Annotated in this window: 26 protein-coding genes; 11 read left to right on the top strand and 15 right to left on the bottom strand. The window is 68.6% G+C overall.

The genetic code is table 11. The features are described from left to right. Positions 1-14 precede the first annotated feature (14 nt). Complete coding sequence (locus AAY78_RS02700; RefSeq protein WP_046746826.1) at positions 15-833, top strand: matrixin family metalloprotease; 819 nt, start codon at positions 15-17, stop codon at positions 831-833. A 69-nt stretch (positions 834-902) separates the two neighbouring features. On the opposite strand, the gene AAY78_RS02695 is transcribed toward AAY78_RS02700, so the two are convergent. Beyond that, a complete protein-coding gene (locus AAY78_RS02695; protein WP_046746825.1) occupies positions 903-1,589 on the bottom strand; it encodes a TetR/AcrR family transcriptional regulator in 687 nt (228 codons plus the stop codon). A 124-nt stretch (positions 1,590-1,713) separates the two neighbouring features. Between AAY78_RS02695 and AAY78_RS02690 the strand changes: the two genes are divergently transcribed. Then, positions 1,714-2,586 carry a DUF1266 domain-containing protein gene (locus AAY78_RS02690; RefSeq protein WP_046746824.1) on the top strand — a complete coding sequence of 291 codons (873 nt, stop codon included), beginning with the start codon at positions 1,714-1,716 and terminating at the stop codon, positions 2,584-2,586. After that, positions 2,559-3,620, top strand: coding sequence for a hypothetical protein (locus tag AAY78_RS02685; RefSeq protein ID WP_156172601.1), 1,062 nt, complete (start codon positions 2,559-2,561; stop codon positions 3,618-3,620). Before AAY78_RS02690 ends, AAY78_RS02685 begins: the two co-directional genes overlap by 28 nt. Positions 3,621-3,708: 88 nt before the next feature. Here the strand turns inward: AAY78_RS02685 and AAY78_RS02680 are convergent, their stop codons facing one another. The 5 genes from AAY78_RS02680 to AAY78_RS02660 form a co-directional block, all read right to left on the bottom strand. Beyond that, positions 3,709-4,704, bottom strand: coding sequence for a LacI family DNA-binding transcriptional regulator (locus tag AAY78_RS02680; protein WP_046746822.1), 996 nt, complete (start codon positions 4,702-4,704; stop codon positions 3,709-3,711). 127 nt (positions 4,705-4,831) lie between these two features. Next, complete coding sequence (locus tag AAY78_RS02675; RefSeq protein ID WP_197077664.1) at positions 4,832-6,262, bottom strand: GH1 family beta-glucosidase; 1,431 nt, start codon at positions 6,260-6,262, stop codon at positions 4,832-4,834. Between the two features lie 5 nt (positions 6,263-6,267). Further along, positions 6,268-7,158 carry a carbohydrate ABC transporter permease gene (locus AAY78_RS02670; RefSeq protein WP_046746820.1) on the bottom strand — a complete coding sequence of 297 codons (891 nt, stop codon included), beginning with the start codon at positions 7,156-7,158 and terminating at the stop codon, positions 6,268-6,270. Then, positions 7,155-8,249, bottom strand: coding sequence for a carbohydrate ABC transporter permease (locus AAY78_RS02665; protein ID WP_046746819.1), 1,095 nt, complete (start codon positions 8,247-8,249; stop codon positions 7,155-7,157). Before AAY78_RS02665 ends, AAY78_RS02670 begins: the two co-directional genes overlap by 4 nt. Before the next feature lie 77 nt (positions 8,250-8,326). Then, entirely contained in the window at positions 8,327-9,637 is a 1,311-nt protein-coding gene (locus AAY78_RS02660) for an ABC transporter substrate-binding protein (protein WP_046746818.1), read from the bottom strand. Positions 9,638-9,871: 234 nt separating this feature from the next. On the opposite strand from AAY78_RS02660, the gene AAY78_RS02655 reads away from it, so the two are divergent. From AAY78_RS02655 to purQ, 3 genes are all read left to right on the top strand, one after another. Then, positions 9,872-10,405 (top strand): adenine phosphoribosyltransferase, encoded by a 534-nt coding sequence (locus tag AAY78_RS02655; RefSeq protein ID WP_046746817.1) that lies wholly within the window; start codon positions 9,872-9,874, stop codon positions 10,403-10,405. Positions 10,406-10,483: 78 nt separating this feature from the next. Next, complete coding sequence (purS, locus tag AAY78_RS02650) at positions 10,484-10,732, top strand: phosphoribosylformylglycinamidine synthase subunit PurS (RefSeq protein WP_017831295.1); 249 nt, start codon at positions 10,484-10,486, stop codon at positions 10,730-10,732. After that, positions 10,729-11,436 (top strand): phosphoribosylformylglycinamidine synthase subunit PurQ, encoded by a 708-nt coding sequence (gene purQ, locus AAY78_RS02645; RefSeq protein WP_046746816.1) that lies wholly within the window; start codon positions 10,729-10,731, stop codon positions 11,434-11,436. The genes purS and purQ overlap by 4 nt, the downstream gene beginning before the upstream one ends. 57 nt (positions 11,437-11,493) lie before the next feature. Here the strand turns inward: purQ and AAY78_RS02640 are convergent, their stop codons facing one another. Continuing rightward, positions 11,494-12,756, bottom strand: a complete 1,263-nt coding sequence (locus tag AAY78_RS02640) for a hypothetical protein (RefSeq protein ID WP_046746815.1) — start codon at positions 12,754-12,756, stop codon at positions 11,494-11,496. Between the two features lie 240 nt (positions 12,757-12,996). On the opposite strand from AAY78_RS02640, the gene AAY78_RS02635 reads away from it, so the two are divergent. Then, positions 12,997-13,893 (top strand): SDR family oxidoreductase, encoded by an 897-nt coding sequence (locus tag AAY78_RS02635; RefSeq protein ID WP_046746814.1) that lies wholly within the window; start codon positions 12,997-12,999, stop codon positions 13,891-13,893. A 12-nt stretch (positions 13,894-13,905) separates the two neighbouring features. Here AAY78_RS02635 and AAY78_RS02630 read toward each other — a convergent pair whose 3' ends face one another. Continuing rightward, positions 13,906-14,337 carry a DUF1761 domain-containing protein gene (locus AAY78_RS02630; protein ID WP_046746813.1) on the bottom strand — a complete coding sequence of 144 codons (432 nt, stop codon included), beginning with the start codon at positions 14,335-14,337 and terminating at the stop codon, positions 13,906-13,908. Positions 14,338-14,563: 226 nt separating this feature from the next. On the opposite strand from AAY78_RS02630, the gene AAY78_RS02625 reads away from it, so the two are divergent. After that, positions 14,564-16,234, top strand: a complete 1,671-nt coding sequence (locus AAY78_RS02625) for a glycoside hydrolase family 13 protein (protein WP_046746812.1) — start codon at positions 14,564-14,566, stop codon at positions 16,232-16,234. Between the two features lie 81 nt (positions 16,235-16,315). After that, positions 16,316-17,323: a LacI family DNA-binding transcriptional regulator gene (locus tag AAY78_RS02620; RefSeq protein WP_046746811.1), complete on the top strand. Its 1,008-nt coding sequence runs from the start codon at positions 16,316-16,318 to the stop codon at positions 17,321-17,323. Here AAY78_RS02620 and AAY78_RS02615 read toward each other — a convergent pair. Then, on the bottom strand, positions 17,320-18,966 hold the full coding sequence (locus tag AAY78_RS02615; protein ID WP_046746810.1) for an FAD-dependent oxidoreductase: 1,647 nt from the start codon (positions 18,964-18,966) through the stop codon (positions 17,320-17,322). The two genes, AAY78_RS02620 and AAY78_RS02615, sit on opposite strands and share 4 nt — an antisense overlap. A 254-nt stretch (positions 18,967-19,220) precedes the next feature. Between AAY78_RS02615 and AAY78_RS02610 the strand changes: the two genes are divergently transcribed. Next, positions 19,221-19,541, top strand: coding sequence for a metal-sensitive transcriptional regulator (locus AAY78_RS02610; RefSeq protein ID WP_046746809.1), 321 nt, complete (start codon positions 19,221-19,223; stop codon positions 19,539-19,541). 10 nt (positions 19,542-19,551) lie between these two features. Here the strand turns inward: AAY78_RS02610 and AAY78_RS02605 are convergent, their stop codons facing one another. From AAY78_RS02605 to fdxA, 4 genes are read right to left on the bottom strand one after another with little or no spacing between them, the layout of a single operon-like run. After that, positions 19,552-20,181: a superoxide dismutase gene (locus tag AAY78_RS02605; protein WP_046746808.1), complete on the bottom strand. Its 630-nt coding sequence runs from the start codon at positions 20,179-20,181 to the stop codon at positions 19,552-19,554. A 37-nt stretch (positions 20,182-20,218) separates the two neighbouring features. Next, entirely contained in the window at positions 20,219-20,728 is a 510-nt protein-coding gene (locus tag AAY78_RS02600) for a flavin reductase family protein (protein WP_046746807.1), read from the bottom strand. Further along, a complete protein-coding gene (locus AAY78_RS02595) occupies positions 20,725-22,098 on the bottom strand; it encodes an FAD-dependent oxidoreductase (RefSeq protein ID WP_052748616.1) in 1,374 nt (457 codons plus the stop codon). The genes AAY78_RS02600 and AAY78_RS02595 overlap by 4 nt, the downstream gene beginning before the upstream one ends. Next, on the bottom strand, positions 22,095-22,421 hold the full coding sequence (gene fdxA / locus AAY78_RS02590; RefSeq protein WP_046746806.1) for a ferredoxin: 327 nt from the start codon (positions 22,419-22,421) through the stop codon (positions 22,095-22,097). The genes AAY78_RS02595 and fdxA overlap by 4 nt, the downstream gene beginning before the upstream one ends. A gap of 119 nt (positions 22,422-22,540) precedes the next feature. Here fdxA and soxR point away from each other — a divergent pair, with 119 nt between their 5' ends. Next, positions 22,541-22,990 carry a redox-sensitive transcriptional activator SoxR gene (gene soxR, locus AAY78_RS02585; RefSeq protein ID WP_082108542.1) on the top strand — a complete coding sequence of 150 codons (450 nt, stop codon included), beginning with the start codon at positions 22,541-22,543 and terminating at the stop codon, positions 22,988-22,990. Positions 22,991-23,101: 111 nt separating this feature from the next. On the opposite strand, the gene AAY78_RS02580 is transcribed toward soxR, so the two are convergent. Then, on the bottom strand, positions 23,102-25,348 hold the full coding sequence (locus AAY78_RS02580; RefSeq protein WP_046746804.1) for a glycoside hydrolase family 3 N-terminal domain-containing protein: 2,247 nt from the start codon (positions 25,346-25,348) through the stop codon (positions 23,102-23,104). After that, positions 25,348-26,496 (bottom strand): ABC transporter permease, encoded by a 1,149-nt coding sequence (locus tag AAY78_RS02575; protein ID WP_052748615.1) that lies wholly within the window; start codon positions 26,494-26,496, stop codon positions 25,348-25,350. The genes AAY78_RS02580 and AAY78_RS02575 overlap by 1 nt, the downstream gene beginning before the upstream one ends.

The following is a 26,496-nucleotide window of genomic DNA, read 5'->3' as shown; positions in this document are numbered from 1 at the left end:
AAAGGACCACTACTTTGCGACTCACGAGAAAACTGGCGTTCGCCGCTACCGCGGCTGCTGCGCTCTGCCTCGGCACGGTCATCCCCGCTGCCGCCAACTCCACGCCCGACGCCGACGACATCCCCACCTTCCAGGAGTTCGAGGCGTCGACCTACCGAGACGTCGACGGCGCCTACGTCGTCAACGGAGACGAGGTGATCTCCAACCAGGGCGAGCTGCGATCGTTCTACGAGCAGCTCCTCGGCGCCGACCCCGTGACCAACGGCCTGATCGTGAACACGGTCAACAACATCGACGACAAGTGGTCGAACACCCAGGTGGGCAACCTCACCTACTGCGTCAGCACCGCTTTCGGTGCTCGTCACGCCGACGTGGTCAACGCGATGGAGAGCGGCGCCGCGCTCTGGGAGGCCGCGTCGTCGAAGGTGGACTTCATCTACGACAGCAGCGCCGACGCCAACTGCACGACGCGTAACAACGCCGTCCTGTTCTCGGTCGAGCCGGTGCAGACGACGCAGTACATCGCCAGGGCGTTCTTCCCGAGCACGGCACCGCGTCTGCAGAACGTGCTCATCGACGACTCGATCTGGACCCCCGGGTCGTCCTGGACCCCGACGAACGTCCTCGGACATGAGCTCGGCCACGTTCTCGGCTTCCGCCACGAGCACACCCGCCCGGAGGCCGGCACCTGCTTCGAGGACAACAACTGGCGTCCGCTGACGCCGTACGACTCCTCGTCGATCATGCACTACCCGCAGTGCAACGGCTCCTCTGACGACCTGTCCATGACGAGCGTCGACACCGCCGGCGTCGTCTCCCTCTACGGCAACTGACACGCTCCGCACCGCCGGAGACAGCGGGGCCCGGTCGTTCTCGACCGGGCCCCGCTGGCTGCCGCGGCATCAGAGGCGCGGGTTCGGCACAGCTTCATCCGGACGCAGAGCCGCTGTCGCCCGCGGCCGCGGTTCGCCGTCGCGGAGCGGAGCCGGGGGCGCGATGGGAGCGGTGGGCTCCGGCAGTCCGTATCGACGGAACATCCACCGTCGCGCCTCTTCGAGCGGATAGGTCTCGCCGAAGACGGCGGACTTCACGAAGACGCCCTCGATGGTGCTGCGCAGCATGACCTCTTCCAGCGCCGGGTCCTCAGCCCCGCGCGCGCGGAACAGGTCGCGGACCGCGTCCTCCGCCGCAGTGGCGCCCGCCTCGTGCCGCGCCTCCGACTCCGCGAAGAGCCGATGCGTGGCCGGCTGCTGCTGCATCGCGAGCACGGCCCGCTGCAGGGGTATGGCATACGCCGTCGCGGTGAGGGCGCCGTCGATCACCGCGGCGAGCATCTCATCTGGCGTGCCTTCGACACGGGCGAACCCGAGCACGGTCTCGAACCACCGGTCGATCACGGCGGCGACGAGCTGCTCCTTGCCGCCGAAGTGATAGTTCACGAGGCCCTGCGCGACGCCGGCCCGCTTCGTGATCTCGGCGATGCTCGCCCCCGCGACGCCTCGCTCGCTGAACGCCTCGATCGCCGCCTGCAGGATGTTCTCCCTGGCGCGCTCCCTGGCCACCCTGTTCTGCTCGTCGGAGCGTGCCATCGGCATCCACCTCCTGAGTCCCGCCGGCCTGTCTTTCCGAATCGCCCCCCGCCGTATAGATTACTCACTGAATGTTTGTTCAATCTATGAGCAGGCGCGGATTCACCCCCTCCCAGGAGCCTCAATGCACTCTTTCGCGAGCGTCGACTTCAACAGCATCACCTCGATCTTCGAGTGGCTCGTCGGTCAGTGGTGGGCCTGGGCGATCGTCGGCGTCATCGTGCTGTTCTTCCTCGTGACCTGGATCCTCCCCGACGCGAAGGTCAAGGCGTCGCCGGAGTATTCCACCACCGGCGCGGAGGCCGACGAGATCGCGCTCGGCTTCCTGCAGATCGTCAACCTCCCCTCCGGGCACTGGAACGATCCGACGGCCTCGCTCCTCGGCGACCGCGACAAGAAGGTGCTCGTCGACCAGTGGGGTGTGCACACGCGCGAGGAGTGGCTGGCCAACATCGAGCGCCTCAGCACCGTGCGTCGACGCCGCGAGGTGTGGGTGCTCTACCTCGCCGTGCGCACCGAACTCGCTCAGCGTCTGGGCCGCGCCCCGAAGGCGAAGGAATGGCTCGCCGCGATCGTGCAGGAGGGCGGCGACAAGCGCGACGCCCGCACCTTCGTCACCTCGATCGAGTACGCGGAGGCACAGGTGCGCAAGCGCGTCGGCAAGGACATCGTCACGCCCGACCTGTTCGTGAAGACCCTCGACGGCTACGGGATCGGCCAGGCCGTGGCGATGGCCACATGGGGCGTCGCGCTCGGGCACGCCGATGTCGCCGAAGCGCGGGCGATCATCCACCGCATCAACGTCGACGGCCGCCCGGCCTTCGAGTCCTGGGCCGACTTCGGGCTGAGCTACATCGTGGGTCGAGTCATGCACTGGTCGGACGGCAACGTCGACGAGAAGTCGTTCGAGAAGTTCGGAGACGGCTGGTCCGACTTCAAGGCCGCTGCGACGGAGAAGCGCAACGGGCCGTGGGCGACGCTGTCATGGAGCCTGTAGCCGTCGACCTGGAACCGCTGCGACGAAGCGCCGGCCTCCGCGATATCCTGACCTACGAGCGCATCTGCGGGATCCCGCCGCACCGCCGATTCCTCGTGATCCTGGTGGCCGTGCTGCTGTTCGCCGCCGCGATGCTGACAGGGCTGTGGTTCCTCGGGCGCGGCGACATCCTCACGGTCGCGCCGATCCTCGGGATCTTCGTCATCGGGTACACGGTGCTCGCCGCCGTCGGCTTCCTCTGGTGGGCGGTGGGCCTGAGTCGTCGGGTGAAGATCGCCGCATTCGCGTGGCAGAACGGCTGGGCGTACGCCGACCTGCTCGAGCGCACCCGCCGCCCCGGCTCGGCTTTCACCAGAGTCGTGCACGGTCGCGAACGAGCGGTCATCGCCTGCGATGACGCGCGGATGCCGTTCGAGCTGGGCATGCACCATTCGGTCTCGCGTGGGCAGGAGCGCGCGACGATCCAGCGCCCGTTCGCCTTCATCGAGCTGCCGCTGCCCGCATCCGTCCCACACATCGTGCTGGCGAACCGGAAGCACAGCATCGTCCCCACGCTCGGGCTCGGACGCGGAGCAGCCCGCATGGAGTTGGAGGGGGATTTCGCGAAGACGTTCCGTCTCATCGTTCCCGAGGGGTATCAGCAGGACGCCCTGTACATCTTCACCCCCGACCTGATGGCCCGGGTGCTCGACCTCGGTTCCGGTGCCGAGATCGAGCTCGTCTCCGATCGCCTGTACGTCTACCTGCCGTCGCGCACACGGTTCGATCGGGCCGAGACCATGGCGGCCGCCGTCACCCTGGCCGAGGATTTCCACCGGCGCTTCACCGCACGCACCGAGCTGTATCGCGACGACGACGCCGGGGGCCTCGCCGCCAGGGCCGGCGTCTCGATCGGCCTCCGCGGTCAGCGGCTGGGAGGTCGCGGGATCTCCGTCTTCGCCGTGGCCGGCACCGCCGCGGTGCTGCTGCTCTCGGCCGGCATCACCGCCTTCTCCCTGTTCGGCGGTGATCTGCTCAGTTCGCTCGTCGACTGAGCCCTCAGACGCACGGCTGTGGGCCTGGCCCGGAGGGGGCGCCAGGGCCGCAGCCGTGTCCTTCCCCTCATTGACGGCCGCGCGGCGCTCAGGCGGAGCCGCGGACGACCAGCTCGGTCGGAAGGATCGTCGTGGTCGGCGGATTCTCGCCCGCGAGACGTGACAGCAGCACCCGCGCCATGGCCTCACCCTGCGCGTACATCGGCTGGCGCATCGTGGTGAGCGGCGGGTCCGTCGTGACGGCGACCGAAGAGTCGTCGAAGCCGACCAGCGCGATGTCCTCCGGCACCCGCAGTCCGGCCGCGCGCAGGGCTGTCAGCGCACCGCGGGCCATCAGGTCGCTCGCGACGAAGATCGCATCAGGTCGGCCCCCGTCGAGCAAGCGCCTCGCGGCCTCTGCCCCGCTGCTCTCGCTGTAGTCGCCCTCTTCCTCCGCGTACGGGGTGAGCCCCGCACCGGTGAGAGCGGCCCGGAAGCCCTGTACGCGATCCTCGGAGGCGACCATCGTGAGCGGACCCGAGATCGTGGCGATGCGCGTGCGACCGATGTCGATCAATCGCTGGGTGGCATTCCTCGCCCCCGCGACGTTGTCGACGTCGACGACGTAGTCGCCTTCGTTTCGACGCACAGGGCGTCCGCCGAACACGACGGGCACCGCATCCGCTATCCGATCGACGAACGCATCGCTCGTGTGGTGCGACACGATGAGCGCGCCGTCGACTCCGCCGTTGCGCACGAAGCTGGTCATCTTGTCGCCGGGGTCATCGCTCGCGATCAGCAGGTTGAGCAGGTAGTCCGAGCCGCCCAGCGCCCCGGTGATGCCCGCGACGATCGCAGCGAAGAACGGGTCCCCGAAGAACCGCGTGGTGTCCTCCGGAACGATCAGCGCGATGGCGTGCGTCTGACGCGACGCGAGTGAGCGTGCCGCACGGTTGGGCACGTAGTTGAGCTCGTCGATGGCTGCGCGCACGGCGGCGAGGGCCTCGGGACTCACGGCCGTCGACCCGTTCACGACCCGCGACACAGTGGACCGGGAGACACCGGCAGCCGACGCCACCTCTTCGATGGTCGCTCGGGGCGACATCAACGCACGTCCTCTTCCATCGCCCTATTCTCACCGGTCACGCGGCCATCTCGCTTCGAATCGCGCAAATGGTCGCATCTCGACCGCGGATCGAACCATTCACGCGATTCGAAAGCCAGAACGGTGCTCAGAGCGCGCGAGCGGCGATGATGCGGGTGTACTCGTGGGCGGAGTCCTTGAGGGTGCGCTCCTGCGTGTCATAGTCGACGCGCACGATGCCGAAGCGCTTGTCGTAGCCCCAGGCCCACTCGAAGTTGTCGAAAAGCGACCAGTAGAAGTAGCCGCGCACGTCGACACCCGCCTCGGCCGCGTCGAGCACGGCCCCCAGGTGCAGCCGGAGGAACTCGGCCCGGTCGGCATCGTGCACGCGTGGCTCGCCGTCTTCGACCACCACGACGTCGTCGTAGGCCGCGCCGTTCTCGGTCATGTAGAGCACCGTTCCCGCGGGCTCGGCGTACTCCGTCCAGACCCGCTGCAGCACACGGGTGAGCCCCTCGGGCTGCACCTCCCAGTTCTGCGCTGTGCGGGGCAGACCTCGCTCGACCGCGTGGATGCCCTCACTCGACGGATACGGGCTGCGGCGCACGCGCTCGGTGTCGGGCTCGGCCGAGACGGGTTCCTCGGTCGGTGCCGTGCCCGAGACGAAGTCGCCGTGGTAGTAGTTCACGCCCTGGGTGTCGATGGGCTGCGCGATCGTATCGAGGTCGCCGTCGTGCACGGCCGCTTCGAACGTCGCGACGGCTTCAACGTCCACCGCACGGATGTCCTCGACGATGTCGGCCGGATAGCTGCCGCGGTAGATCGGGTCGAGGAACCAGCGGTTGAACTGTCCGTCCACGCGGCGGGCGGCGTCGACGTCGGCCGGGTTCTGCGGGTCGGCAGGATCGGCGACCGTGTGGTTGAGCGTGATGCCGAGATTGAGCGAGGCATCGCGCCCCCGCAGCTCCTGCACCGTCTTGCCGTGTGCGAGCAGCAGGTGGTGCGCGGCGAGCAGCCCCTCCGCGATGCTGGTGTGCCCCGGCGCGTGCTCACCCGCCGTGTAGGAGAGGAACGATGAGCACCACGGCTCGTTCAGCGTGGTCCAGACGTTCACCCGGTCGCCGAGCGCATCGTGCATGGTCCCCGCGTACTCCAGGAAGCGGTCGACGGTGTCGCGGTTCGTCCATCCCCCGACCTCCTGCAGCGCCTGCGGCATGTCCCAGTGGTACAGCGTCAGCCAGGGCAGGATGTCGGCGGCGAGCAGTTCGTCGACCAGGCGCTCGTAGAAGTCGACGCCCGTGGCGTTCACCGCTCCGCCGTCAGGACGCACCCGGGACCACGAGGTGGAGAACCGGTAGGTCTGCAGGCCGAGCCGCTTCATGAGCGCGACATCCTGCGGGTACCGATGGTAGTGATCGCACGCGACGTCGCCGTTCTCCGCTCCGATCACGGCGCCCGGCTCACGCGAGAACGCATCCCAGATCGATGCGGTGCGCCCGTCCTCGAACGCCGCCCCTTCGATCTGGTACGCGGCCGTGGCTGCGCCGAAGAGGAAGTTCTCGGGGAAGGAGCGGGTCATAGGGGTCATCCTTTCACCGCGCCAGCCATGATGCCACTGACCAGCTGCCGACCCGCGACCACGAAGAGCACGAGCAGCGGAAGGGTCGCGAGCACCGCTCCGGCGAGCACGATCGAGTAGTCGATGTAATACCCCGACTGCAGCTGGCTGAGCGCCGTCTGCAGGGTCGGGTTCTGGGGGGAGAGCACGATCAGCGGCCACAGGTAGTCGGTCCACGCCGTCATGAAGGTGAAGAGGCCGAGGATCGCCATGGCGGGCCGGGCCGCGGGGAGCCCGACGGTCAGGAACGTGCGGAACTGGTTCGCGCCGTCCATGCGCGCAGCCTCGATCAGCTCGTCGGGGATCACGTCCACCAGGTACTGGCGCATGAAGAAGACACCGAATGCCGTGACGAGAGTCGGCACGATGACGGCGCCGATCGAGCCGGTCCAGCCCAGCTCGCGCATCAGCATGAACAGCGGGATGATGCCCAGCTGCGTCGGGATGGCCATCGTCGCGATCACGAAGACCATGAGTCCGTCGCGCCCCTTGAAGCGCAGTTTGGCGAACGCGTATCCGGCGAGCGTCGAGAACGTGACCACCGAGACGGTGATGATGCCCGAGATGAGGAACGAATTGCCCAGCGCCAGCCAGAACGGGATCGCGTCGAACACCTTGGCGGCGTTGGTGAAGAAGTTGCCGCCGGGGATGAGGGGCAGCGTCTCCCCGCGCGTCGCGTTGGTGCCGCTCGCGACCACGACCGACCACCACAGCGGATACACGCTGCCGATGATGAAGGCAGCGAGGAGGCCATAGGTGAGGAAGCCGGGGCGGCTGCCGATGCCGGCCGTGCCTCCGGTGGCGGCACGGCGCCGGCGGATCTTCTCGGGGACGCTCAGCGCCTGCGTGGCGGTCATCGCGCGTTCTCCTCGGTCGTTATGGCGATCGTCGTGCCGGCTGCGGCTGCGGCTGCGCTCGCAGCCGCGCCGGCGGTGCGCGCGCTGCGGCGGGCGGCGCGGCCCTTCGGTGCATCCCCGGTGGAGATGCGTCGGGAGATGAGGAAGTTGATCACACCGATGAGCACGATCAGCAGGAACAGCAGGATCGCGACCGCCGACGCTTCACCCAGGTTGCGCCGGAAGAACGCCAGCTCCCACAGGAACAGCACCGTCGTCTGGAACTGGCGGTCGCTGCCGCCGATGCCCCCGGCCGTCGACACGTCGAACAGACGCGGCTCTGCGAAGATCTGCAAGCCGCCGATCGTCGCGGTGATGATCACGAATATCAGGGTGGGACGGATCGTGGGAATCGTGATGGAGAAGAAGCGGCGAGCGGCACCGGCCCCGTCGAGGGCGGCGGACTCGTACAGGTCGCGCGGCACGGCCTGCATCGCGGCGAGCAGGATGAGGGCGTTGTAGCCCGTCCAGCGGAAGTTCACCATCACGGCGATCGCGATGTGCGACAGGGCGGTGTTGTGCTTCCACTCCTGGTCTGCGATGCCGATGAGGTTGAGCAGGTTGTTCGCCAGGCCGTCGGCCTCGTTGAAGATGCTCGAGAAGATGATGGCGACCGCGACAGGGGTGACCACGAACGGGATGAGCACGCTCATGCGCCAGAACGTCGGGGCGCGCAGCCCGCGGTCGAGGAGGTAGGCGATCACCAGCGCGATCGCGAGCTGGGGGATCGCGGAGAGCAGGAAGATGCTCAGGGTGTTGCCGATCGAGTTCCAGAACATGGCATCGCCGAGGATCTTGGCGAAGTTGCCGGCGCCGACGAACTCCCCCTCGCCCTTGAGCAGGTCCCACTCGTGCACGGCCACCCAGACCGTGTAGAGCAGCGGGAACAGGCCGACCAGCCCGAACAGCAGGAAGAACGGCGAGATGTAGAAGTACGGCGAGGCGTTCTGGTCGAACCGGGAGAGGCGGTGGCGCCAGGAGCGTTTCGGCGGAGCATCCGAGGTCGCGGATGCGGTGAGCTGCTGCTGCGCCGGCGGTGCGGTGAGAGTCATGAGGGTCCTTTGCCGGGGCTCCGACAGGCTCAGCCCCCCGATCTGCGGGGGCGCTGAGCCTGTCGGAGCGGAGATGATCAGCCGACGAGGTCGTTCAGCAGGCCGATGGCCTGGTCCCAGGCGCCCTGGGTGTCGGTGTCACCGCGGTCGAGGCTGCTGAGCGCCGGCCCGAAGACGTTCTCCTGGATGACCGAGTCGTCGGCGCCCTTGAACTGCGCGACGACTCCCTTGGCACGCTCGGCGAGGATCGCGCCGGTGGGAGCATCGTTGAAGAACGCGTTCGGCGTCGCGTCGGCCGCGAGAGTCTCCTGCGCCTTGATCGTCGAGGGGAAGTTACCCGCAGCAGCCGACTGCTTCACCTGCTGCTCGGGCTGGGTCAGCCAGTCGGCCAGCTCGGCCGCCGCCTCCTTGTGCTGCGACGACTCCGGGATCGACAGGAACGCGCCGCCCCAGTTGGCCGCACCTCCGGGGAACACGTCGGCGAAGTCCCATCCGGTCGATGCGTCACCGCCGCCGGCCTCGACCTGACCCTGCACCACACCGAGCATCCAGCCCGGGCAGACGAAGGTGGCGAAGGTGCCGTCGACGAACGACTTGCCGCCGTTCCAGTCCCAGGCCGTCTGCGCGGCCGACTGGCCGCCCTCGGTCGCGGCCCCGAGCTGGTCGAAGCGCTCTTTGAGCTCGGCGTTGTCCTCGACGTTCAGCTTGCCGTCGCTCGTGTAGTAGCCCTCGTCGAGCTGGTTCACCATGGCGTTCCAGACGAAGCCGGAGTGGTCGTACCAGGCCTTGCCGGTCTTCGCGGTGTAGTCGGCTCCGACCTTGAAGTAGTTCGCCCAGTCGCCGTTCAGCAGCTCGGCCACCGACTCGCGGTCGCTCGGGAGGCCGGCGGCCTCGAATGCGGCGCCGTTGTAGCAGATGCCGCTCGGGCCGATGTCGGTGCCGTAGCCGATCACGCGGCCCTCGGCGTCGGTGGCCTGGCCGTACTTCCAGTCGACCCAATCGTCCTTGCGGTCTTCGATGCCGTAGTCACGCAGGTCGACGAAGGTGTCCGAGACGTCCATGATCGCGCCGAGCCAGCCCTCTTCGATCGCGACGACGTCGCTGAGACCGGAGCCGGCAGCGATCTTGGTGAAGGCATCGGTGCGGGCGTTGCCGCCGGTGTCGATGTTCGTCGCCTCGATCTTCACATTCGGGTGCGCCTTCTCGTACTCCTTGTAGAGGTCTTCGTAGCCGAAGGTTCCGAACGTGGTCACGGTCAGTGTGACCTCTTCGTCGCCGTTCGCGTCACCGCTGCCGCCGTTGTCGCCGGAGCAGCCGGCGAGGGCGAGGGCGGATGCGGAGGCCACGGCGGCGATCGCGAGGATCCGGTGGCGGGCACGTGTGTTCACAGTTCACTCCTTTGTGGTGGTCGTGCGGTGTGGTGCTTCGGGACGCGTGGGAGCGCTCCCACGCGTTGAGCAGTCACTCTATGGGAGCGCTCCCACGCGTGTCAAGCCGCGCCGGTGCGCGCCCGGGGCCGTGCACAGCTCCTCAAGAATTCGCTCCTGGCACCGCCTCGGGCCCCTCGCGGGGAGCGGGGCCGGTGTTTCTGAGGAGTCGCGCACCGGCGGTACCCTTGGGCAGTGCCCGACGCCACCCTCTCCCCCGCCCTCGTCCGTGCCGAAGCCCTGATCCGCAACGTGCCGGACTACCCTCAGCCGGGCATCATCTTCCGCGACATCACGCCTCTTCTCGCCGATGCCGAGGCCCTCCGCGTGACGACGGAGGCGATCATCGAGCCCTTCGCCGGACAGTTCGACGTGATCGCGGGCATCGAGGCGCGCGGCTTCATCCTCGCCAGCGCCGCCGCCATCGCCGCAGGCGTCGGCCTGATCCCGATCCGCAAGGCCGGCAAGCTGCCCAGGCCCGCGGCGTCCGTCGACTATGCGCTCGAGTACGGCACCGCCACGATCGAGATGCACGACGACCTGCCCGCCGGCTCGCGGGTGCTGCTGATCGACGATGTGCTCGCGACCGGAGGAACTCTCGCCGCCGGTCGCGAACTGGTCGAGCGCCTCGGCAGCCACGTGATCGGCATCTCCGTGCTGTTCGAGATCGACGGCCTCGGCGGCCGCGAAACGGTCGGCGACCTCCACACCGTCTTCCACTCCGCCTGACTCCTCCACGGCGCCGAGCGGGTGCGGCGAGGGCAGTAGACTGGGTGCGCCCCTCCGCCCGCGACTCTTGGAGCCGTCATGCCCACCATCGTCGTCGACGTCATGCCCAAGCCCGAACTGCTCGACCCGCAGGGCAAAGCCGTTTCCGGCGCCTTCGCCCGTCTCGGCGTCGAGGGCTTCACCGACGTCCGCATCGGCAAGCGTTTCGAGCTCACCGTCGAGGGCGAGGTCACCGACGAGGTTCTCGCTGAGGCCAAGCGCATCGCCGACGAGGTGCTCTCCAACTCCGTGATCGAGGACGTCGTCGGCATCGAGGTCGCGGAGTGACCGTCCGCATCGGCGTCATCACCTTCCCCGGCTCGCTCGACGACCGCGACGCACAGCGCGCCGTCCGCATCGCCGGCGCCGAGCCCGTCGCCCTGTGGCACGGATCGCATGACCTCGAAGGCGTCGACGCGCTCGTCCTGCCGGGTGGTTTCAGCTACGGCGACTACCTCCGCGCCGGCGCGATCGCCGCGCTCTCGCCGATCATGAGCGAGGTCAAGGATGCTGCCGCCAAGGGCATGCCCGTGCTCGGCATCTGCAACGGCTTCCAGATGCTGGTCGAGGCGCACCTGCTGCCCGGCGGCCTGATCCGCAACAACCACCAGCACTTCGTGCGGCGCGACCAGAAGCTCACGGTCGAGAACTCCGACACCGCGTGGACCAATGCGTTCCGCACCGGTCAGGAGATCGTGATCCCACTGAAGAACGCCGACGGCGGCTACATCGCCGACGAGCAGACGCTCGATCGCATCGAGGGCGATGGTCTGGTGGCGTTCCGCTATGCCGGGGTCAACCCGAACGGATCACTGCGCGACATCGCCGGCCTCACCAACGCAGCGGGCAACGTCGTCGGCCTGATGCCGCACCCCGAGCACGCCACCGAGGCCGGCTTCGGTCCCGACACCGCGGCCGCGATGCGTAGCGGAGTCGACGGTGTCGACTTCTTCACGAGCGCGATCGCCGCGGTCGCCCGCGTCGCCGCCTAGCCTCCGTACCGCGAACCGGACCGACTCGACGCCGCCGACCGGTTCAGGTCGGTCTGTTCAGTCGACCGGAAGGGCGAACGGGTTGTCGCCGACCGCTGCGAGCAGGTACCAGGCGGTCGCGCCGGTGTGCAGGCTGGCGTAGTACAGGTCACCGAAACCGGAGTCGAGGCCGTCGCTCGACGTGGCGACGATCCCCTTGCCATCGCCGTTCGGTGCATCGCGCTGCGCAAGCCGGATACTGCTCAGAAGCGTCTCAGCACGGTCGGCGTCGCCGTCGCCGTCACGTAGCGTGAGTGCGAGCGCGAGGTGTCCACTGCCCTCGAACCACGCCTTGGACGTATCGACCTCACTGATCGACGGCCCCGTGTACGGACCATCTGTTGCCAGCAGGTTGGCGAGCGTCCAGTCGAGCGCCGCACCGTAGCGTGGGTCACCCGTGGCGAGGGAGCTCCAGGTCTGGGCGTCCAGCGGGATCGGGCGGGTGTTGATCGTCGAGCCGTCCAGGCCCGTGCCGGTGTTCACGTGGCCGTCTGCGCTCTGCATGGCGGCGACGAAGTCCGCGGCGACCGCCGCCCGATCAGTCCAGACCCGGGCGCCGGTGAGCTGGCCGAGCTGGGTGAAGAAGCCGGCGATGTCGCTGTTGTGCTCGGTGGACTTCCACGTCAGCGAAGTGCCGTCTTCGAGCTGACCGCCGGTGTAGCCGTAGGGCGCCCTGGTCATGTCCGCCGTGTGGTCCTGGATCCATTCACCGATCCGAACCGCGCCGTCGAGATATCGGGAGTCCCCTGTCGCGTGTGCGAGACGGGCGAGGGCCAGCCCGACCCAGGCCTGGTTTCCGGTGAAGGCGCCGGCTCCCGTGATCTCCACCCGCCCCTGACGGATGCCGTGCGGCTCGTACGACGCTCTGGTGCGCCCGTCGCCGATCGGATCGTTCTCCTGCACGAAGAGGAGGGCGTCGCCGATCGCCCGTGCGCGCCGGAGGTCGTCCGGAAGGCCGCGGGCGGTGTAGGCGATGATCACGAGGGCGTCGTCGTAGACGAAGGAGGGCGTGAAATCCCAGGTCGGAGTCGTGAAGAAGCCACCCTCGTAGCTGCGCGGCAGACAGCGGCCATCCCCGTCGCAGAACTCGTCGGTGCGCGCGTCCAGGAACTCGTACGCCAGCGCGACCGAGGCTGCCGGGTCCGCGACCGGGTCCGCCGGGGTGTCGGCTCGCGCCGCGAAGGCATCCGACACCGCAGGCGCAGCACCCACGAGCACGGCGCCGACGACGAGCGCGGCGACGGTCACCCAGGGGGCGGATCGGCGGGCAGAACCGGACATCGTGACCTCTCGAAGGCGACAGCCCCCGCGGGCGGGACGCACGGGTGACACGGGGGACGATGCGAAGCCTGTCATGACAGCGGTCGATCGGTGAAGTGCCTTTCGGCCACACTTCGCCACGGGATGACGATGCCCGCCTCTCGTAGCGCACGGGTCATCCCCGTGCAAGGCGTTTGCGCGATCCAGGCCCGGCGCTCAGCATGGTCACCCCGTCCCCGAACAGCTTCGAAAGGATCGCCCATGTCCCGCGACCAGTACACCTTCACCGACCCGTCCGCGCTCTACTCCGACATCGAACCGCGGAAGCAGCACATGCCGGAGCCGGGACTCGACGCAGATCTCACCCCGCGCGCCGACCTGGGCGAGGAGTCCTACCGCGGCACCGGGCGCCTGACCGGACGCAAGGCCCTGATCACGGGCGGCGACTCCGGCATCGGCGCTGCCACCGCGATCGCGTTCGCCCGTGAGGGCGCCGATGTCGCGATCTCGTACCTGCCGCAGGAGGAAGAGGACGCGAGCCGGATCGCCGAGATCCTGCGGGAGGCCGGCGCGACGGTCGCCACCATCCCCGGCGACCTGCGCGACCCGGAGTACTGCCGTGCCCTCGTCGCCGAGGCGGTCGAGAAGCTGGGCGGCCTCGACATCGTCGTCAACAACGGCGGCAAGCAGGTGTATCAGGAGTCGCTGACCGACATCACGGACGAGCAGTTCGACGACACCTTCAAGACCAACGTCTACGCGATGTTCTGGATCACCAAGGCCGCCCTACCCCATCTCCCCGCGGGCTCGACGATCATCAACACCACCTCGATCCAGGCCTACTCGCCCTCCGGCATCCTGGTGGACTACGCCTCGACGAAGGCCACGATCAACGCCTTCTCCAAGGGCCTCGCGGAACAGCTCGCGCCGAAGGGCATCCGCGTGAACACCGTGGCACCGGGGCCGATCTGGACGCCCCTGCAGCCCAGCGACGGACAGCCGCAGGACAAGCTTCCCGAGTTCGGGAAGGACACACCCCTCGGGCGCATGGGACAGCCGGCCGAGCTCGCTCCCGCATACGTGTTCCTCGCCTCGGCGGAGTCGAGCTACGTGGCCGGGGAGACCTTGAACGTGAACGGCGGCATGCCGACCCCGTGACGCTCAGGGCGATCAGGAGGCGAGGGCCGGCGGCCACACGCCGATGAGCAGTGCCATGACCACGACCGTGACCAGCTCATGCGCGATGTTGAGCGTGGTGAGTCGGGTCGATCGCCCCTCGAAAGCGTCATGGGTGATGAAGCGTGCCGCCGTGAACCCGGCCCACAGCGTGACCGCGGTGACGATCGTTCCCCAGAAGAAGGATCCGCCGTAGAAGTGCCAGGCGATCGACGAGGCACCGGCGAGGACCCAGGCCGTGATGAAGCTCACGATGACGGTGGTGACGATGGGCCACACCGCCGTCGCGGCAGGCCGGTCCATGTCGACGTTCGCGAGCTTCGACCAGCGTGTGCCGAACACCTTCGGCGCGTACCAGATCGAGCCGACGACCATGCTCGATGCGGTGGCCAGCAGGACCGCCCAGTAGTTGATCTCGGGAACCATGACAGCCTCCACTCGTCGGATGCCTCACCATACTCCCGGGGCGGGCGGAAGTGCGGGTGGCACCTGCATGATCCTGTGACGGATGCATGACTCGGACAGCCGGGACGCTCATGCGCGCGGGGAACGGTCATGCAAACGGCCAGGGCGATCCGGGGAAGTCGGGCACGCCGAACCGATTCGATCCCCGCCCTGGCATGAATGTAAGCGTTTGCACTAGCCTGTTCCCATGGCACAGCTTGAGCAGATCGCAGCCCCCGGTTCCGAGTGGTGGCGCAGCGCCGTCATCTACCAGATCTACCCCCGCTCCTTCGCGGACGCCTCGGGCGACGGCATCGGCGACCTGCCGGGCATCACGAGCCGGCTCGATGCCCTGCAGGAGCTCGGCGTCGACGCGATCTGGCTCAGTCCTTTCATGACGAGCCCGCAGCGCGACGCCGGCTACGACGTGGCCGACTACCGCGACGTCGACCCGCTGTTCGGCACGCTGGGCGACTTCGACGACATGCTCGAGGCTGCGCACGCCCGCGGCATCCGCGTGATCGTCGACCTCGTCCCCAACCATTCGTCCGACCAGCACCCCTGGTTCCAGGAGGCACTGAAGGCCGCACCTGGCAGCCCCGAGCGTGCGCGCTACATCTTCCGCGACGGCAAGGGCGAGAACGGCGAGCTCCCGCCGAACAACTGGGAGTCGGTGTTCGGCGGCGGCATGTGGCAGCGCGTGACCGAGGCCGACGGAACCCCCGGCCAGTGGTACCTGCACATCTTCGACGCGACGCAGCCCGACTTCGACTGGAACAACGAGGAGGTGCAGGAGGAGTTCCGCTCGATCCTGCGCTTCTGGCTCGACCGCGGTGTCGACGGCTTCCGGGTGGACGTGGCCCACGGCATGATCAAGACCGAGGGTCTGCCCGACTACACGCCCCCGACCGACGCGGACTCCATGGGCGGCGGCGAGTCGAACGTGCCGTACTGGGGCCAGGACGGCGTGCACGAGATCTACCGCGACTGGCACAAGGTGCTCGCCGAGTACGACGGCGACCGCGCCCTGTGCGGCGAGGCCTGGATGCCCACCCTCAAGCAGACCGCGCTCTGGGTGCGCCCAGACGAGATGCACCAGACCTTCAACTTCCCGTACCTGATGACGGAGTGGGACGCGAAGAAGCTCGGCGACGTGATCCGCGAGTCGCTGGACGCGTTCGGTGAGGTCGGCGCCCCGAGCACGTGGGTGCTGTCGAACCACGATGTGGTGCGCCACGCGACGCGCCTCGCACTCACCTCCGACAACCCCCAGGGCGAGGGCATCGGACCGAACACCCCTGACAAGCCGGACACCGCGACCGGACTGGCCCGCGCTCGCGCCGCGACGACCCTGATGCTGGCTCTGCCCGGTTCCTCCTACCTCTACCAGGGCGAAGAGCTCGGGCTGCCCGAGGCGATGGAGATCCCGGACGAGTACCGTCAGGACCCGACGTGGTTCCGCACGAACGGCGCACGCTACGGACGTGACGGATGCCGCGTGCCGCTGCCCTGGAACGCAGAGGCTCCGGCCTTCGGCTTCAACGACACCGGACTGTCGTGGCTTCCCCAGCCCGCCGACTGGGCGACCTACGCGCGCGACGTCGAAGAGGTCGACCCGGCGTCGACGCTCGCGCTGTACAAGCGCCTGCTGGCCGGACGGCGTGAGCACGGCTTCGGCAGCGGCTCTCTGGTGTGGGAGGACGCCGGTCCCGAGGCGGTCGCGTTCCGCCGTGGTGACGTGCACGTGGTCGCGAACCTCGGTACCGCCCCCGTCGAGCTGCCGGCCGACGCCTTGGTGTTGCTGCAGAGCCAGCCCTTCGAAGGAGCCGCGATCCCGGTCGACACGGCCGTCTGGTACACCACCGCGACCCACGCCTGACACCCTCCGGTCGCGGTTGTCGTCGCCCACGCCCGCGTGAAGCGACACACACCGCGACCGGAGCTTTTCGACAGAGGAACCATGGCCAGCATCGATGAGGTCGCCCGGCTCGCCGGAGTCTCCACCGCGACCGTCTCGCGCGCACTGAGCGGTCGCGGCCACGTGTCCGAATCCGCGAAGGAGAGGGTGCAGGCCGCAGCGCAGACTCTCGGCTACGTGGTGTCGTCCCGTGCGTCGAGCCTGGCATCGGGTCGCACCCGCAACGTCGGGGTCATCGTCCCGTTCCTCGACCGGTGGTTCTTCAGCACGGTGCTCTCCGGCGTCTCGGCCGCGCTGATGCGCGAGGGCTACGACATCACGCTGTACAACATCACCGCCGACAAGGACGTGCGCCGACACGTGTTCGACACCTTCCTGCGACGGCAGCGCGTGGACGCCGTGATCGCGGTGTCGATCGAGCTCGACGAGGACGAGACGCAGTACCTGCTCGACCTCGGACTCCCCGTGATCGCGATCGGCGGTCCGAACCCGAAGCTCGACACCATGACCGTCGATGACGTCGCCGTCGCGCAGTTGGCCACCGAGCATCTGATCAGCCTCGGCCACACCGACATCGCGCACATCGGAGCCAACCCCGAGTTCGACATCGACTTCCACATCCCGACCAACCGCCGTCTGGGCTTCGAGAAGGCACTCGCCACGGCAGGGATCCCCCTGAACCACGCCTTCCTCGAACCAGCCGACTTCACGGTGGAGGGCGGCTACCGGGCGGCGAAGCAGCTGCTCGGCAGGCCGGGCCCCCGCCCGACCGCGGTCTTCGCGGCGTCGGATGAGATGGCCATCGGAGCACTGCTCGCTGCCCGCGACCTCGGCTTCAGCGTGCCGGAGGAGTTGTCGATCGTGGGCATCGACGGCCATGAGCTCGGCGAGTTCTTCCGTCTCACCACCGTCGACCAGTTCCCGCTGGGCCAGGGGGAGCGCGCCGCAGACGCCGTGCTGGCGAAGCTCGCCACCCCCGATGCCGTGCACATCCCGTCAGCCTTGCCGTACGAGCTGAACGTGCGCGGAACGACCGCCCGACTGATCTAGCCGGGCAGCAGGACGGCGTCACGCCAGGTGCGATAGCCTCCGTCGAGATTGCGTGCCGCGACGCCCTGCTGTCGGAGGATCCGCGTAGCGATGTGTCCGCGCAGACCGACCTGGCAGTGCACGACGATCGGCCCGTCCGGCAGTTCACCGGATCGGTCCCTGAGCTCGTCGAGCGGCACGTTGACGGCGCCGGGGATCGCGCCGGATCTGTGCTCCGCCGGCGAACGCACATCGATGAGCGTCGCGCCCGCTCGCAGCTCGGCCTCGAGCTCATGCCACTGGATCGTAGGAGTCGTCCCCGTGCGGGTGTTCTCGGCGACATAGCCGAGGATGTTCACCGCATCCTTGGCCGAGCCGAACTGCGGCGCATAGGCCAGTTCGAGATGCGCGAGCTCGGCGGCGGGGAGTCCGGCCTGCATCGCAGTGGCCACCACGTCGATCCGCTTGTCCACGCCGTCCCGCCCGACGACCTGCACGCCGAGGATGGCGTCGGAGGTCGGATCGGCGAGCATCTTCATCGACAGCGTCTCGGCGCCTGGGTAGTACCCGGCGTGCGACCCCGGGTGCACATGCACCGCGTAGAAATCGCGCCCCGCCGCGCGCAGCTGCTGCTCGCTCCACCCTGCTTTCGCCGCCGTCACGCCGAACACCCGGACGATTCCCGTGCCGAGAGCGGGTCGCGCGGTCTCCGCCCGCCCCGCGATGAGATCGGCCACCAGGCGTCCGTGACGGTTCGCGAGGCCCGCCATCGTGATGAGCGCCGCCTCCCCTCCCACGAGATCGTGCTTCTCGACACCGTCGCCCACGGCGAACACGTCGGGAGCACTCGTGCGACACGTCGAGTCGACCTCGATGCCCCCGGTCGGGCCGATCCGGATGCCGGCGCCCTCTGCCAGCGCAGTCTCAGGGACGACGCCTGCCGCGTCGATCACGAGGTCCGCGGGAACGGAGGTGCCGTCGCTCAGCATGACCAGTCCCGGGGCCGAGCCGACGGCCTCGACGCCCAGGCGCACGTCCACGCCGTGCGCTCGGACCTCCGCCGCGATCGGGGCGGCCATCTCCGCATCGAGTGGAGCGAGCAGTCGGGGTCCGCGCTGCACGAGGGTGACCGATGCGCCACGCGCGATGAGGTTCTCGACCGCCTCGAGTCCCGTGTATCCGCCGCCGACGACCACGACCGGGACCCCTGCCCTCGAGAGAGCGGCATCGATGGCGTCCGCATCCTCGACGGTGCGCAGGCTGTGCGCCGGGATGCCCGACGTCGGGGCCGCTCGACGCGGTCGGGCCCCCGTGGCGAGGATGAGAGTGTCGTAGTGCTGCGTGAAACGACGACCCGCCTCGAGGTCGACCACCTCGACCACCTTCCGCGCGGTGTCGATGCGCACCACATCGTGGCGCACGCGCACGTCGAGCCGGAAGCGATCGTGCAACGACGTGGGCGTCTGCAGGAGCAGCGAATCACGCTCGGCGATCACCCCTCCGACGTAGTAGGGCAGGCCGCAGTTCGCGTAGGAGACCTCCGGCCCTCGCTCGAAGATCGTGATCTCCGCCTGTTCGTCGAGGCGACGCAGACGTGCGGCGGCCGACATCCCGCCGGCGACGCCTCCCACGATGACCACCCGGCGCCGTTCAGCCGTGGTCATCGCTGGAACAGCCTCGAGAAGAAGCCGCCCTGAGCCGGTTCGGCGGCGTGCCCCGTGCACCATTGCGCCGCCGGCACTGTCCGACGTACAGAGTCGACGTGCTGTCCGCAGCCCGCCCAGGTGGTCTTGCCGCAGGTCTTGCAACGAACTGCTCGGCACATCTTCTTGCTCCTCACTGATACCCCGGTGGGTATTCGAGGAAACTATACCCCAGGGGGTATAGTGGTTCGCACAGCCGCCATTCAGGGAGCGATATGTCATCCGCAGACGCCGAGACCCAACGAAAGATCGCCAACCGCCTCAAGCGCGCCCAGGGGCAACTCGGCGCAGTGATCGCCGCCGTGGAGAGGGGGGACGAGTGCCGGACGGTCGTCACCCAGCTCGCCGCCGTCACCTCGGCCCTCGACAAGGCCGGGTTCCAGATCATCGCCTCCGCCATGAAGGACTGCCTGACCGACGACGAGGCCGCATCGGGCGGCACTGCCGCATCGGAGAGCTCAGGAACGGAAGCGGCCACCGACACCGCAGGGGTGTCGATGGCCGAACTGGAGAAGCTCTTCCTCTCCCTCGCCTGACGCGAAGCGGTCAGCTCGCGACGATGAGTCCCTTCGTCGCGGTGCGTGCAGCCTCGAAGCGACGCTGCACATCGGGCCAGTTCACGAGGTTCCAGAACGCCTTGACGTAGTCGGCGCGCACGTTGAGGTAGTCGAGGTAGTAGGCGTGCTCCCAGACGTCGAGCTGCAGCAGCGGCGTCACGCCGAGCGGTGCGTTCCCCTGCTGGTCGAAGAGCTGGAAGATCACGGGGCGGGCGCCCACGCTGTCCCAGGCGAGCACGGCCCAGCCCGATCCCTGTACACCGAGCGCGGTCGCGGTGAAGTGCGCCCGGAACGCATCGATCGATCCGAATGCGTCGACGAGCGCGGCCTCGAGCTCGCCCTCCGGAGCGCCGCCGCCCTCGGGCGAGAGGTTCTGCCAGAAGACGGAGTGGTTGATGTGGCCGCCGAGGTTGAACGCGAGGTCCTTCTCGAGCTTGTTGACGTTCGCGAGGTCGCCGGCGCTGCGTGCGGTGGCGAGCTGCTCGAGCGCGGTGTTCGCGCCGGTCACGTACGCCTGGTGGTGCTTGGAGTGGTGCAGCTCCATGATCTTGCCGGAGATGTGCGGCTCGAGCGCGGAGTAGTCGTACGGGAGCTCGGGGAGCGTGTAGAGAGTGGACATTGTGCTTCCTTTCGATGGTGCTATCGGTGGGTGCGGATCAGTGCTCGGGGTCGTGCGGGAGCGAGTGGAATCGGCGGTCGAGGTAGACCAGAGGACGCCCGGACGGACCGGGCAGCACCTCGATGACCTCGGCGATGACCACGGTCGACGACCCCACTGCGACGGTCTCGATGGTGCGACACCGCAGCGCCGCCCTGGCCTCGGGGAGGTGCGGTTCTCCGGTCGGCAGCGTCGCCCACCCCTGCTCGGGGGTGAAGCGCTCGGAGCCGCTGACCGCGAAGCTCTGCGCGAGGTCGGAGTGCTCGTCGTCGATCAGATGCACCACGAAGGTGTCCGCTCCGAGGATCGCTCCCGCGGACCCCGTCGCCCTGGTCACGGAGAACACGATCGCCGCGGGGTCGACCGCCACCGAGGCGACGCTCGACGCCGTGAGGCCGACCGGCCCGTCCGGGGTGCTCGCGGTGATGATCGCGACGCCGGCGGGATGCGTGCGGAACGCGGCCTTGAGCCCTTCGCCGATCGGGGTGGGCACGGGTGTCGCGGTCATCGACCGGCCTCCATCATCTGTTCCTGCTTCGCGTGCGTCAGCATCTCCTCGCGCTCGACGATCTTCGTCCGCTCACGGCCACGGGCTGCTCCCGCCCCACGCTCCGCGGCATCGATCCGCAGCCAGCCATCGAGGTCGACCGCGTGCGACAGGTGGGCGATCGGATCATCGTCACGCGCTTCCAGCTCGACCGATCCGAGGTCGTCGACGACGTGGCCGATGGTCTGCGCGGCGTCCGACTTGGTCGAGCCGATGAGTCCGACCGGCCCGCGCTTGATCCAGCCCGTGGCGTACAGCCGGGGGATCGGGACGCCCTCCGCGTCGACGACTCGACCTTCGATGTGCGGCACGACTCCGAGCGTAGTGTCGAACGGCATCCCAGGCACGGGCGTCGATCGATATCCCACGGCACGGTAGACCGCTCCGACGCCGTAGCGCAGCAGCTCGCCGGTGCCGACCATGCGACCGAGCTCGTCTGACGCGGTGCGCTCCATCTCGATGCCGGTCACGGAGTCGGTCCCCAGCAGCCGCACCGGGCGTTGCCGCAGGTGCAGGTGTATGCGGCGCGAGGCCGTGCGCGTCGCGGGGTCGACGGCGGCCCATTCGGTCATGGTGCGCACGACGATGCGCCGCTGCGAGAACTGCGCGATCATCCGCTCGGCGTGCTCGTCGAGAGCGAGTTCTTCGGGGTCGACGATCACATCGACGTCGTCCTGCTCGGCGAGCTCGCGCAACTCCATGGCCGAGAAGCGCACGTCGGCCGGTCCTCGCCGAGCGAAGAGGTGCACATCGCGCAACGGGCTGGCCACGAGCTGGTCGAGCACGGCATCAGGGGTGTCGGTGTGGGTCAGCGCCGAGGCGTGCTTGGCCAGGATCCTCGTGACATCCAGCGCCACGTTGCCGGCCCCGAGCACGGCGACCGACTCGGCGGCGAGCGGCCAGGTGCGCGGTGCATCGGGGTGCCCGTCGTACCAGGCCACGAAGTCGGCGGCGCCGAACGAGCCGGGGAGATCTATGCCGGGGATGTCGAGAGCGACGTCGAGGTCGGCACCCGTCGCCACGATCACTCCGTCGTATGCGGCACGCAGCTCGTCGATCTCGACGTCACGGCCGATCTCGACGTTGCACCGCAACCGGATGCGTGGGTTCACGAGCACCTCGTGCAGGGCGTCGGTGATCTTCCGGATGCGGGGATGGTCGGGCGCGACGCCGTAGCGGACGAGACCGTACGGCGCCGGGAGCTTCTCGAACAGGTCGATCGCTGCGGTGGGGACACGGTCGAGCAGGATGTCGGCGGCGTAGATGCCTGCAGGGCCCGCCCCCACGATGGCGATGCGCGGCTCCACGGGGGGTGATCCGGCGGCGGTCATGCGTGCTCCCCCTGGGGCGCGAGCGCGGCGATGATCGGGTGATCGAACGTCAGCGTGCCCGTCTTCGCGGCACCGCCGGGAGACCCGATCTCGTCGAAGAACTCGACGTTGGCCTTGTAATAGTCCTGCCACTCATCGGGCAGATCGTCTTCGTAGAAAATGGCCTCGACCGGGCACACCGGCTCGCAGGCGCCGCAGTCCACACACTCGTCGGGGTGGATGTAGAGCGAGCGTTCGCCCTCGTAGATGCAGTCGACAGGGCACTCGTCGATGCAGGCCTTGTCCTTCACATCGACGCACGGCAGGGCGATCACATAGGTCATCGCAGGGTCTTCGTTCGGGTCACGCTGTCCTCGTTCGGGTCGATCAGCCCTTGCCGGGCCACATGACTACCGTAAAACCTCAAGTACACTTGAGGTCAAATCGAAGGAAAGGCGGCCGGATGAGTCCGCATGCACCCGACGAACCGCTCACGATCGGCGAGATGACCCGACGCACGGGGGTCGCCGCTTCCGCGCTGCACTTCTACGAGGGCCTCGGCCTCATCGCGTCGACCCGCACGCCGGGCAACCAGCGCCGCTATGCACGGCACATGCTGCGCCGCGTCTCGCTCATCACGGTCGCGAAGCGCCTCGGCATCCCGCTCTCCGACGTGCAGACGGCCTTCGCCGACGTGCCACTGACCGAGACCCCGAGCCACGAGGACTGGCAGCGGGCCTCCCGACGCTGGAAGCGCGAGCTGGAGAAACGCCGCGAAGGCATCGAACGGCTCGAACGCGAACTCACCGGATGCATCGGCTGCGGCTGCCTGTCGATGAAGGCCTGCGGCCTGCTCAACCCTGACGACGCGCTCGGCACGCAGGGCGCCGGCCCCCACCGCCTGCAGGACTGACCCACTCGCCTGCGAACGCCGCGAGACCCACTCCCGCCACCGAGACCCATCGCCGCATGCGCCGGCGGGAGTGGGTCTGGGCGAGGAGAGTGGGTCTCGACAAGGAGCGGCTCAGCGCACCTCGAAGTCCGCGGAGAGGAGCACCTCGTCGCGGGAGCTCGGGCCCACCAGCAGCTCGAACGTGCCGGCCTCGACCAGACGCGTGCCCGCGGCGTCGACGATCGTGCAGTCGGACACCGGCAGCTCCAGGCGCACCCGTACGGACTCCCCCGGGGCGACGTCGACCTGACGGAAGGTCTTGAGCTCCTTGTCGGTCCAGCTCACGCTCGTCACCGAGTCGCGCACGTAGACCTGCACCGTCTCGCGTGCAGGCCGTTCCCCCGTGTTCGACACCGTGACGTGCCCGACGATCGTGCCGGACTCCGCCAGCGAGGTCTCCTCCAGCACGAGGTCGGAGTACTCCACGGTCGTGTACGACAAGCCCTCGCCGAACGCCCAGGCGGGCGACTGCGTGAGATCGGCGTAGCGATCGCCGTGCTGGCCGCGGATCTGGTTGTAGTACGTCGGCTGCTGACCCACGTGGCGCGCGAACGAGATCGGCAGGCGCCCTGACGGTTCGGCAGCTCCCGAGATGATGTCGGCCAGTGCACGCCCGCCTTGCATACCGGGGTTCGCCGCCCAGATGACGGCAGCAGCCTTCGACGCGGATGCCGGGAGCACGAGGGGCTTCGACGCGAGCAGCACGATCACGACGGGCTTCCCGGTCGCGATGAGCGCATCGATCAGGGCGTTCTGCCCGCCGATGAGCTCGAGCGTCGCGGTGGAGCGCCCTTCGCCGACCAGTTCGATCCGGTCGCCGACGACCGCCACCACGACATCGGAGTCGGAGGCCGCGGCGACGGCCTCCGCGATCAGAGCGGCGTCGGGCTCGCAGGCCCTCACCACCGGCGGACGCGGCTGCTTGTCGGGGAAGAACGGACCCTGCGGGTCTTCCTCGAGCGTGAGGATGTCGGCACCGCGGGCGTGGGTGACGCTCCAGCCGTCGATCGTCTGCAGGCCGTCGAGCACGGTCGTGATCATCTCGCGAGGCTGACCGTCGAGCCATCCCGCCTGACCTGAGCCGCCGGCCCAGTCGCCGAGCTGCGTCTGCGCGTCGTCGGCGAGAGGGCCGGTGACCGCGACCTTCAGCGCGGACGTGGGGTCTAGCGGCAGCACGCCGTCGTTCTCGAGCAGCACGAGCGAGCGGCGGGCGACCTCGAGGTTCAGCTCCGCGTGCTCCACGCTGCCCACCACGGTGTCGAGCGCGGTGCTAGGAAGGCGTGGGTTCTCGAAGAGCCCCAGCTCGAACTTAAGCGTCAGGATGCGGGCGGCGGCGGCGTCGAAGGCGTCCTCGGCGAGCATCCCCTTCGCCACGGCGTCCAGCGCTCCCTCGAAGAAGCCGGGCGTGGTCATGATCATGTCGTTCCCAGCCCGCACGGCAGCCGCGGCCGCGTGCGTGATGTCGGGCTGGATCCGCTGCTCCCACACCATGCGACCGACGTTGTCCCAGTCGGTGATGAGCGTGCCGGTGTAGCCCCACTCGCCGCGCAGCACGTCGCTGAGCAGCCAGTCGTTGGTGGTGATCGGCACGCCGTCGGTGGTCTGGTAGCCGAGCATGAACGTGCGGCAGCCCTCGCGGGCGACGCGCTCGAACGGCGGCAGGAACCACGAGCGCAGCTTGCGGCGGGAGATGTCGGCCTCGCTCGCGTCGCGCCCGCCCTGGGTCTCGGAGTACCCGGCGAAGTGCTTGGCGGTCGCGAGGATGGCCGTGGGGTCGTCGAGTCCGTCACCCTGATAGCCGCGCACCATGGCCGAAGCCAGTTCGCCGATCAGGAACGGGTCTTCACCGAAGGTCTCGTCGATGCGACCCCAGCGCAGATCGCGGGCGATGCACAGCACGGGCGAGAACGTCCAGTGGATGCCGGTGACCGCGACCTCCTCGGCCGTCGCACGGGCGACGCGTTCGACGAGCGCGGAGTCCCACGACGCGGCCATGCCGAGCTGCGTCGGGTAGATCGTCGCCCCCGGCCAGAACGAGTGCCCGTGGATGCAGTCCTCCCCCACCAGGAGCGGGATGCGGAGCCGGGTCTGCGCCGTGAGCTCGTTCGCTCGCAGGATGCGCTCGGGCGAGGTGTGCAGGATCGAGCCCGCATGGCGCCGCGCGATGTGGTCGTCGATGTCGTCGCGAGCGTCGAGCTGAAGCATCTGCCCGACCTTCTCCTCCAGCGTCATGCGGCTGAGGAGGTCGGCCACGCGCTCGGGGATCGGGAGAGCGGGGTCCTGGTACGGGAGCTGCGTGGTCAGAGTCTGAGAGGTCATCACTTCGTGTTCTGGTTGGTGTTCGGTGTCGGGGTCGTCGCGGCGTCGCCGGGCCCGGAGGGGTCGGGCGAGGTCGCCGACGTTACGGGATCGGGAGCCTTCTTCGGCAGGGGCACGCTGCGGACGGCGGTGACGGCGTCGTTCACGTTCAGCCCCTTCTTCTTCATCGCCCTGGCCCGCTCGCCCGCCGAGCGCAGTCGCGGGTTGACGTACTCGTCGATGCCGAAGTTGATGAGCGAGAGCGCGACGCCGATGATCGCGATGCAGAGCCCGGCCGGCACGTACCACCACCACAGTCGCGGGAACGCACCGTTCTGCTGCGCCCAGAACAGGATGGTCCCCCAGTTGAGGTTGCTCACCGGGATCACCCCGATGAAGGCCAGCGTCGTGAGACCGAGGATGGCCGCCGTCACGGTCCCGACGAAGCTCGAGGCGATGAGCGCCATGAGGTTCGGGAGCATCTCGACCGTGATGATGCGGCGCAGCGGCTCGCCGTTCGCGCGCGCGGCCTGGATGAAGTCGCGGTTGCGCAGCGACATGGTCTGCGCGCGCAGCACGCGGGCGCCCCACGCCCACCCGGTTATCCCCAGCACCGCGGCGATCACGATCAGCGGCGGGTTCTCGAACTGCGAGGCGATGATGATGATCAACGGGATGCCGGGGATCACCAGGAACACGTTGGTCAGCGCCGACAACGACTCGCTCTTCCAGCCGCGCACGTAGCCGGCGATCACACCGATCGTGATCGCGATGATCGTGGCGATGAAGGCCGCGAGGAATCCGACGACGATCACACCGCGGGTGCCGTAGATGATCTGGCTCAGCACGTCTTCGCCCATGTGCGTCGTGCCCAGCCAGTGCTCCCAGGAGGGCGGCTGACGCAGCGCCGTGCGGTCCTTCTGGGTCGGCCCGTACGGGGCGATCCACGGAGCGAGGATCGCGATGAGCACGAACACCCCGAGGATGATGAGCCCGGCGATCGACTTGGGGTTGCGGAACATCGCGAACGCCTGCGCGAGCTGCGACCAGAACGTCTTGCGCGGCGGCGCTCCCGTCGACGGGGTGCGCAGCGTGGCGGTCTCGGGCATGCCGGAGACGACGGCCGATCCGTCGGGCGCTGTGGTCGCTGCAGTGGTGGGAACGGTCAT

It is taken from the genome of Microbacterium sp. Ag1, assembly GCF_001005635.1.
GTDB classification, from domain to species: Bacteria; Actinomycetota; Actinomycetes; order Actinomycetales; family Microbacteriaceae; genus Microbacterium; species Microbacterium oxydans.
This window is presented reverse-complemented; position numbering and strand designations above follow the sequence as displayed.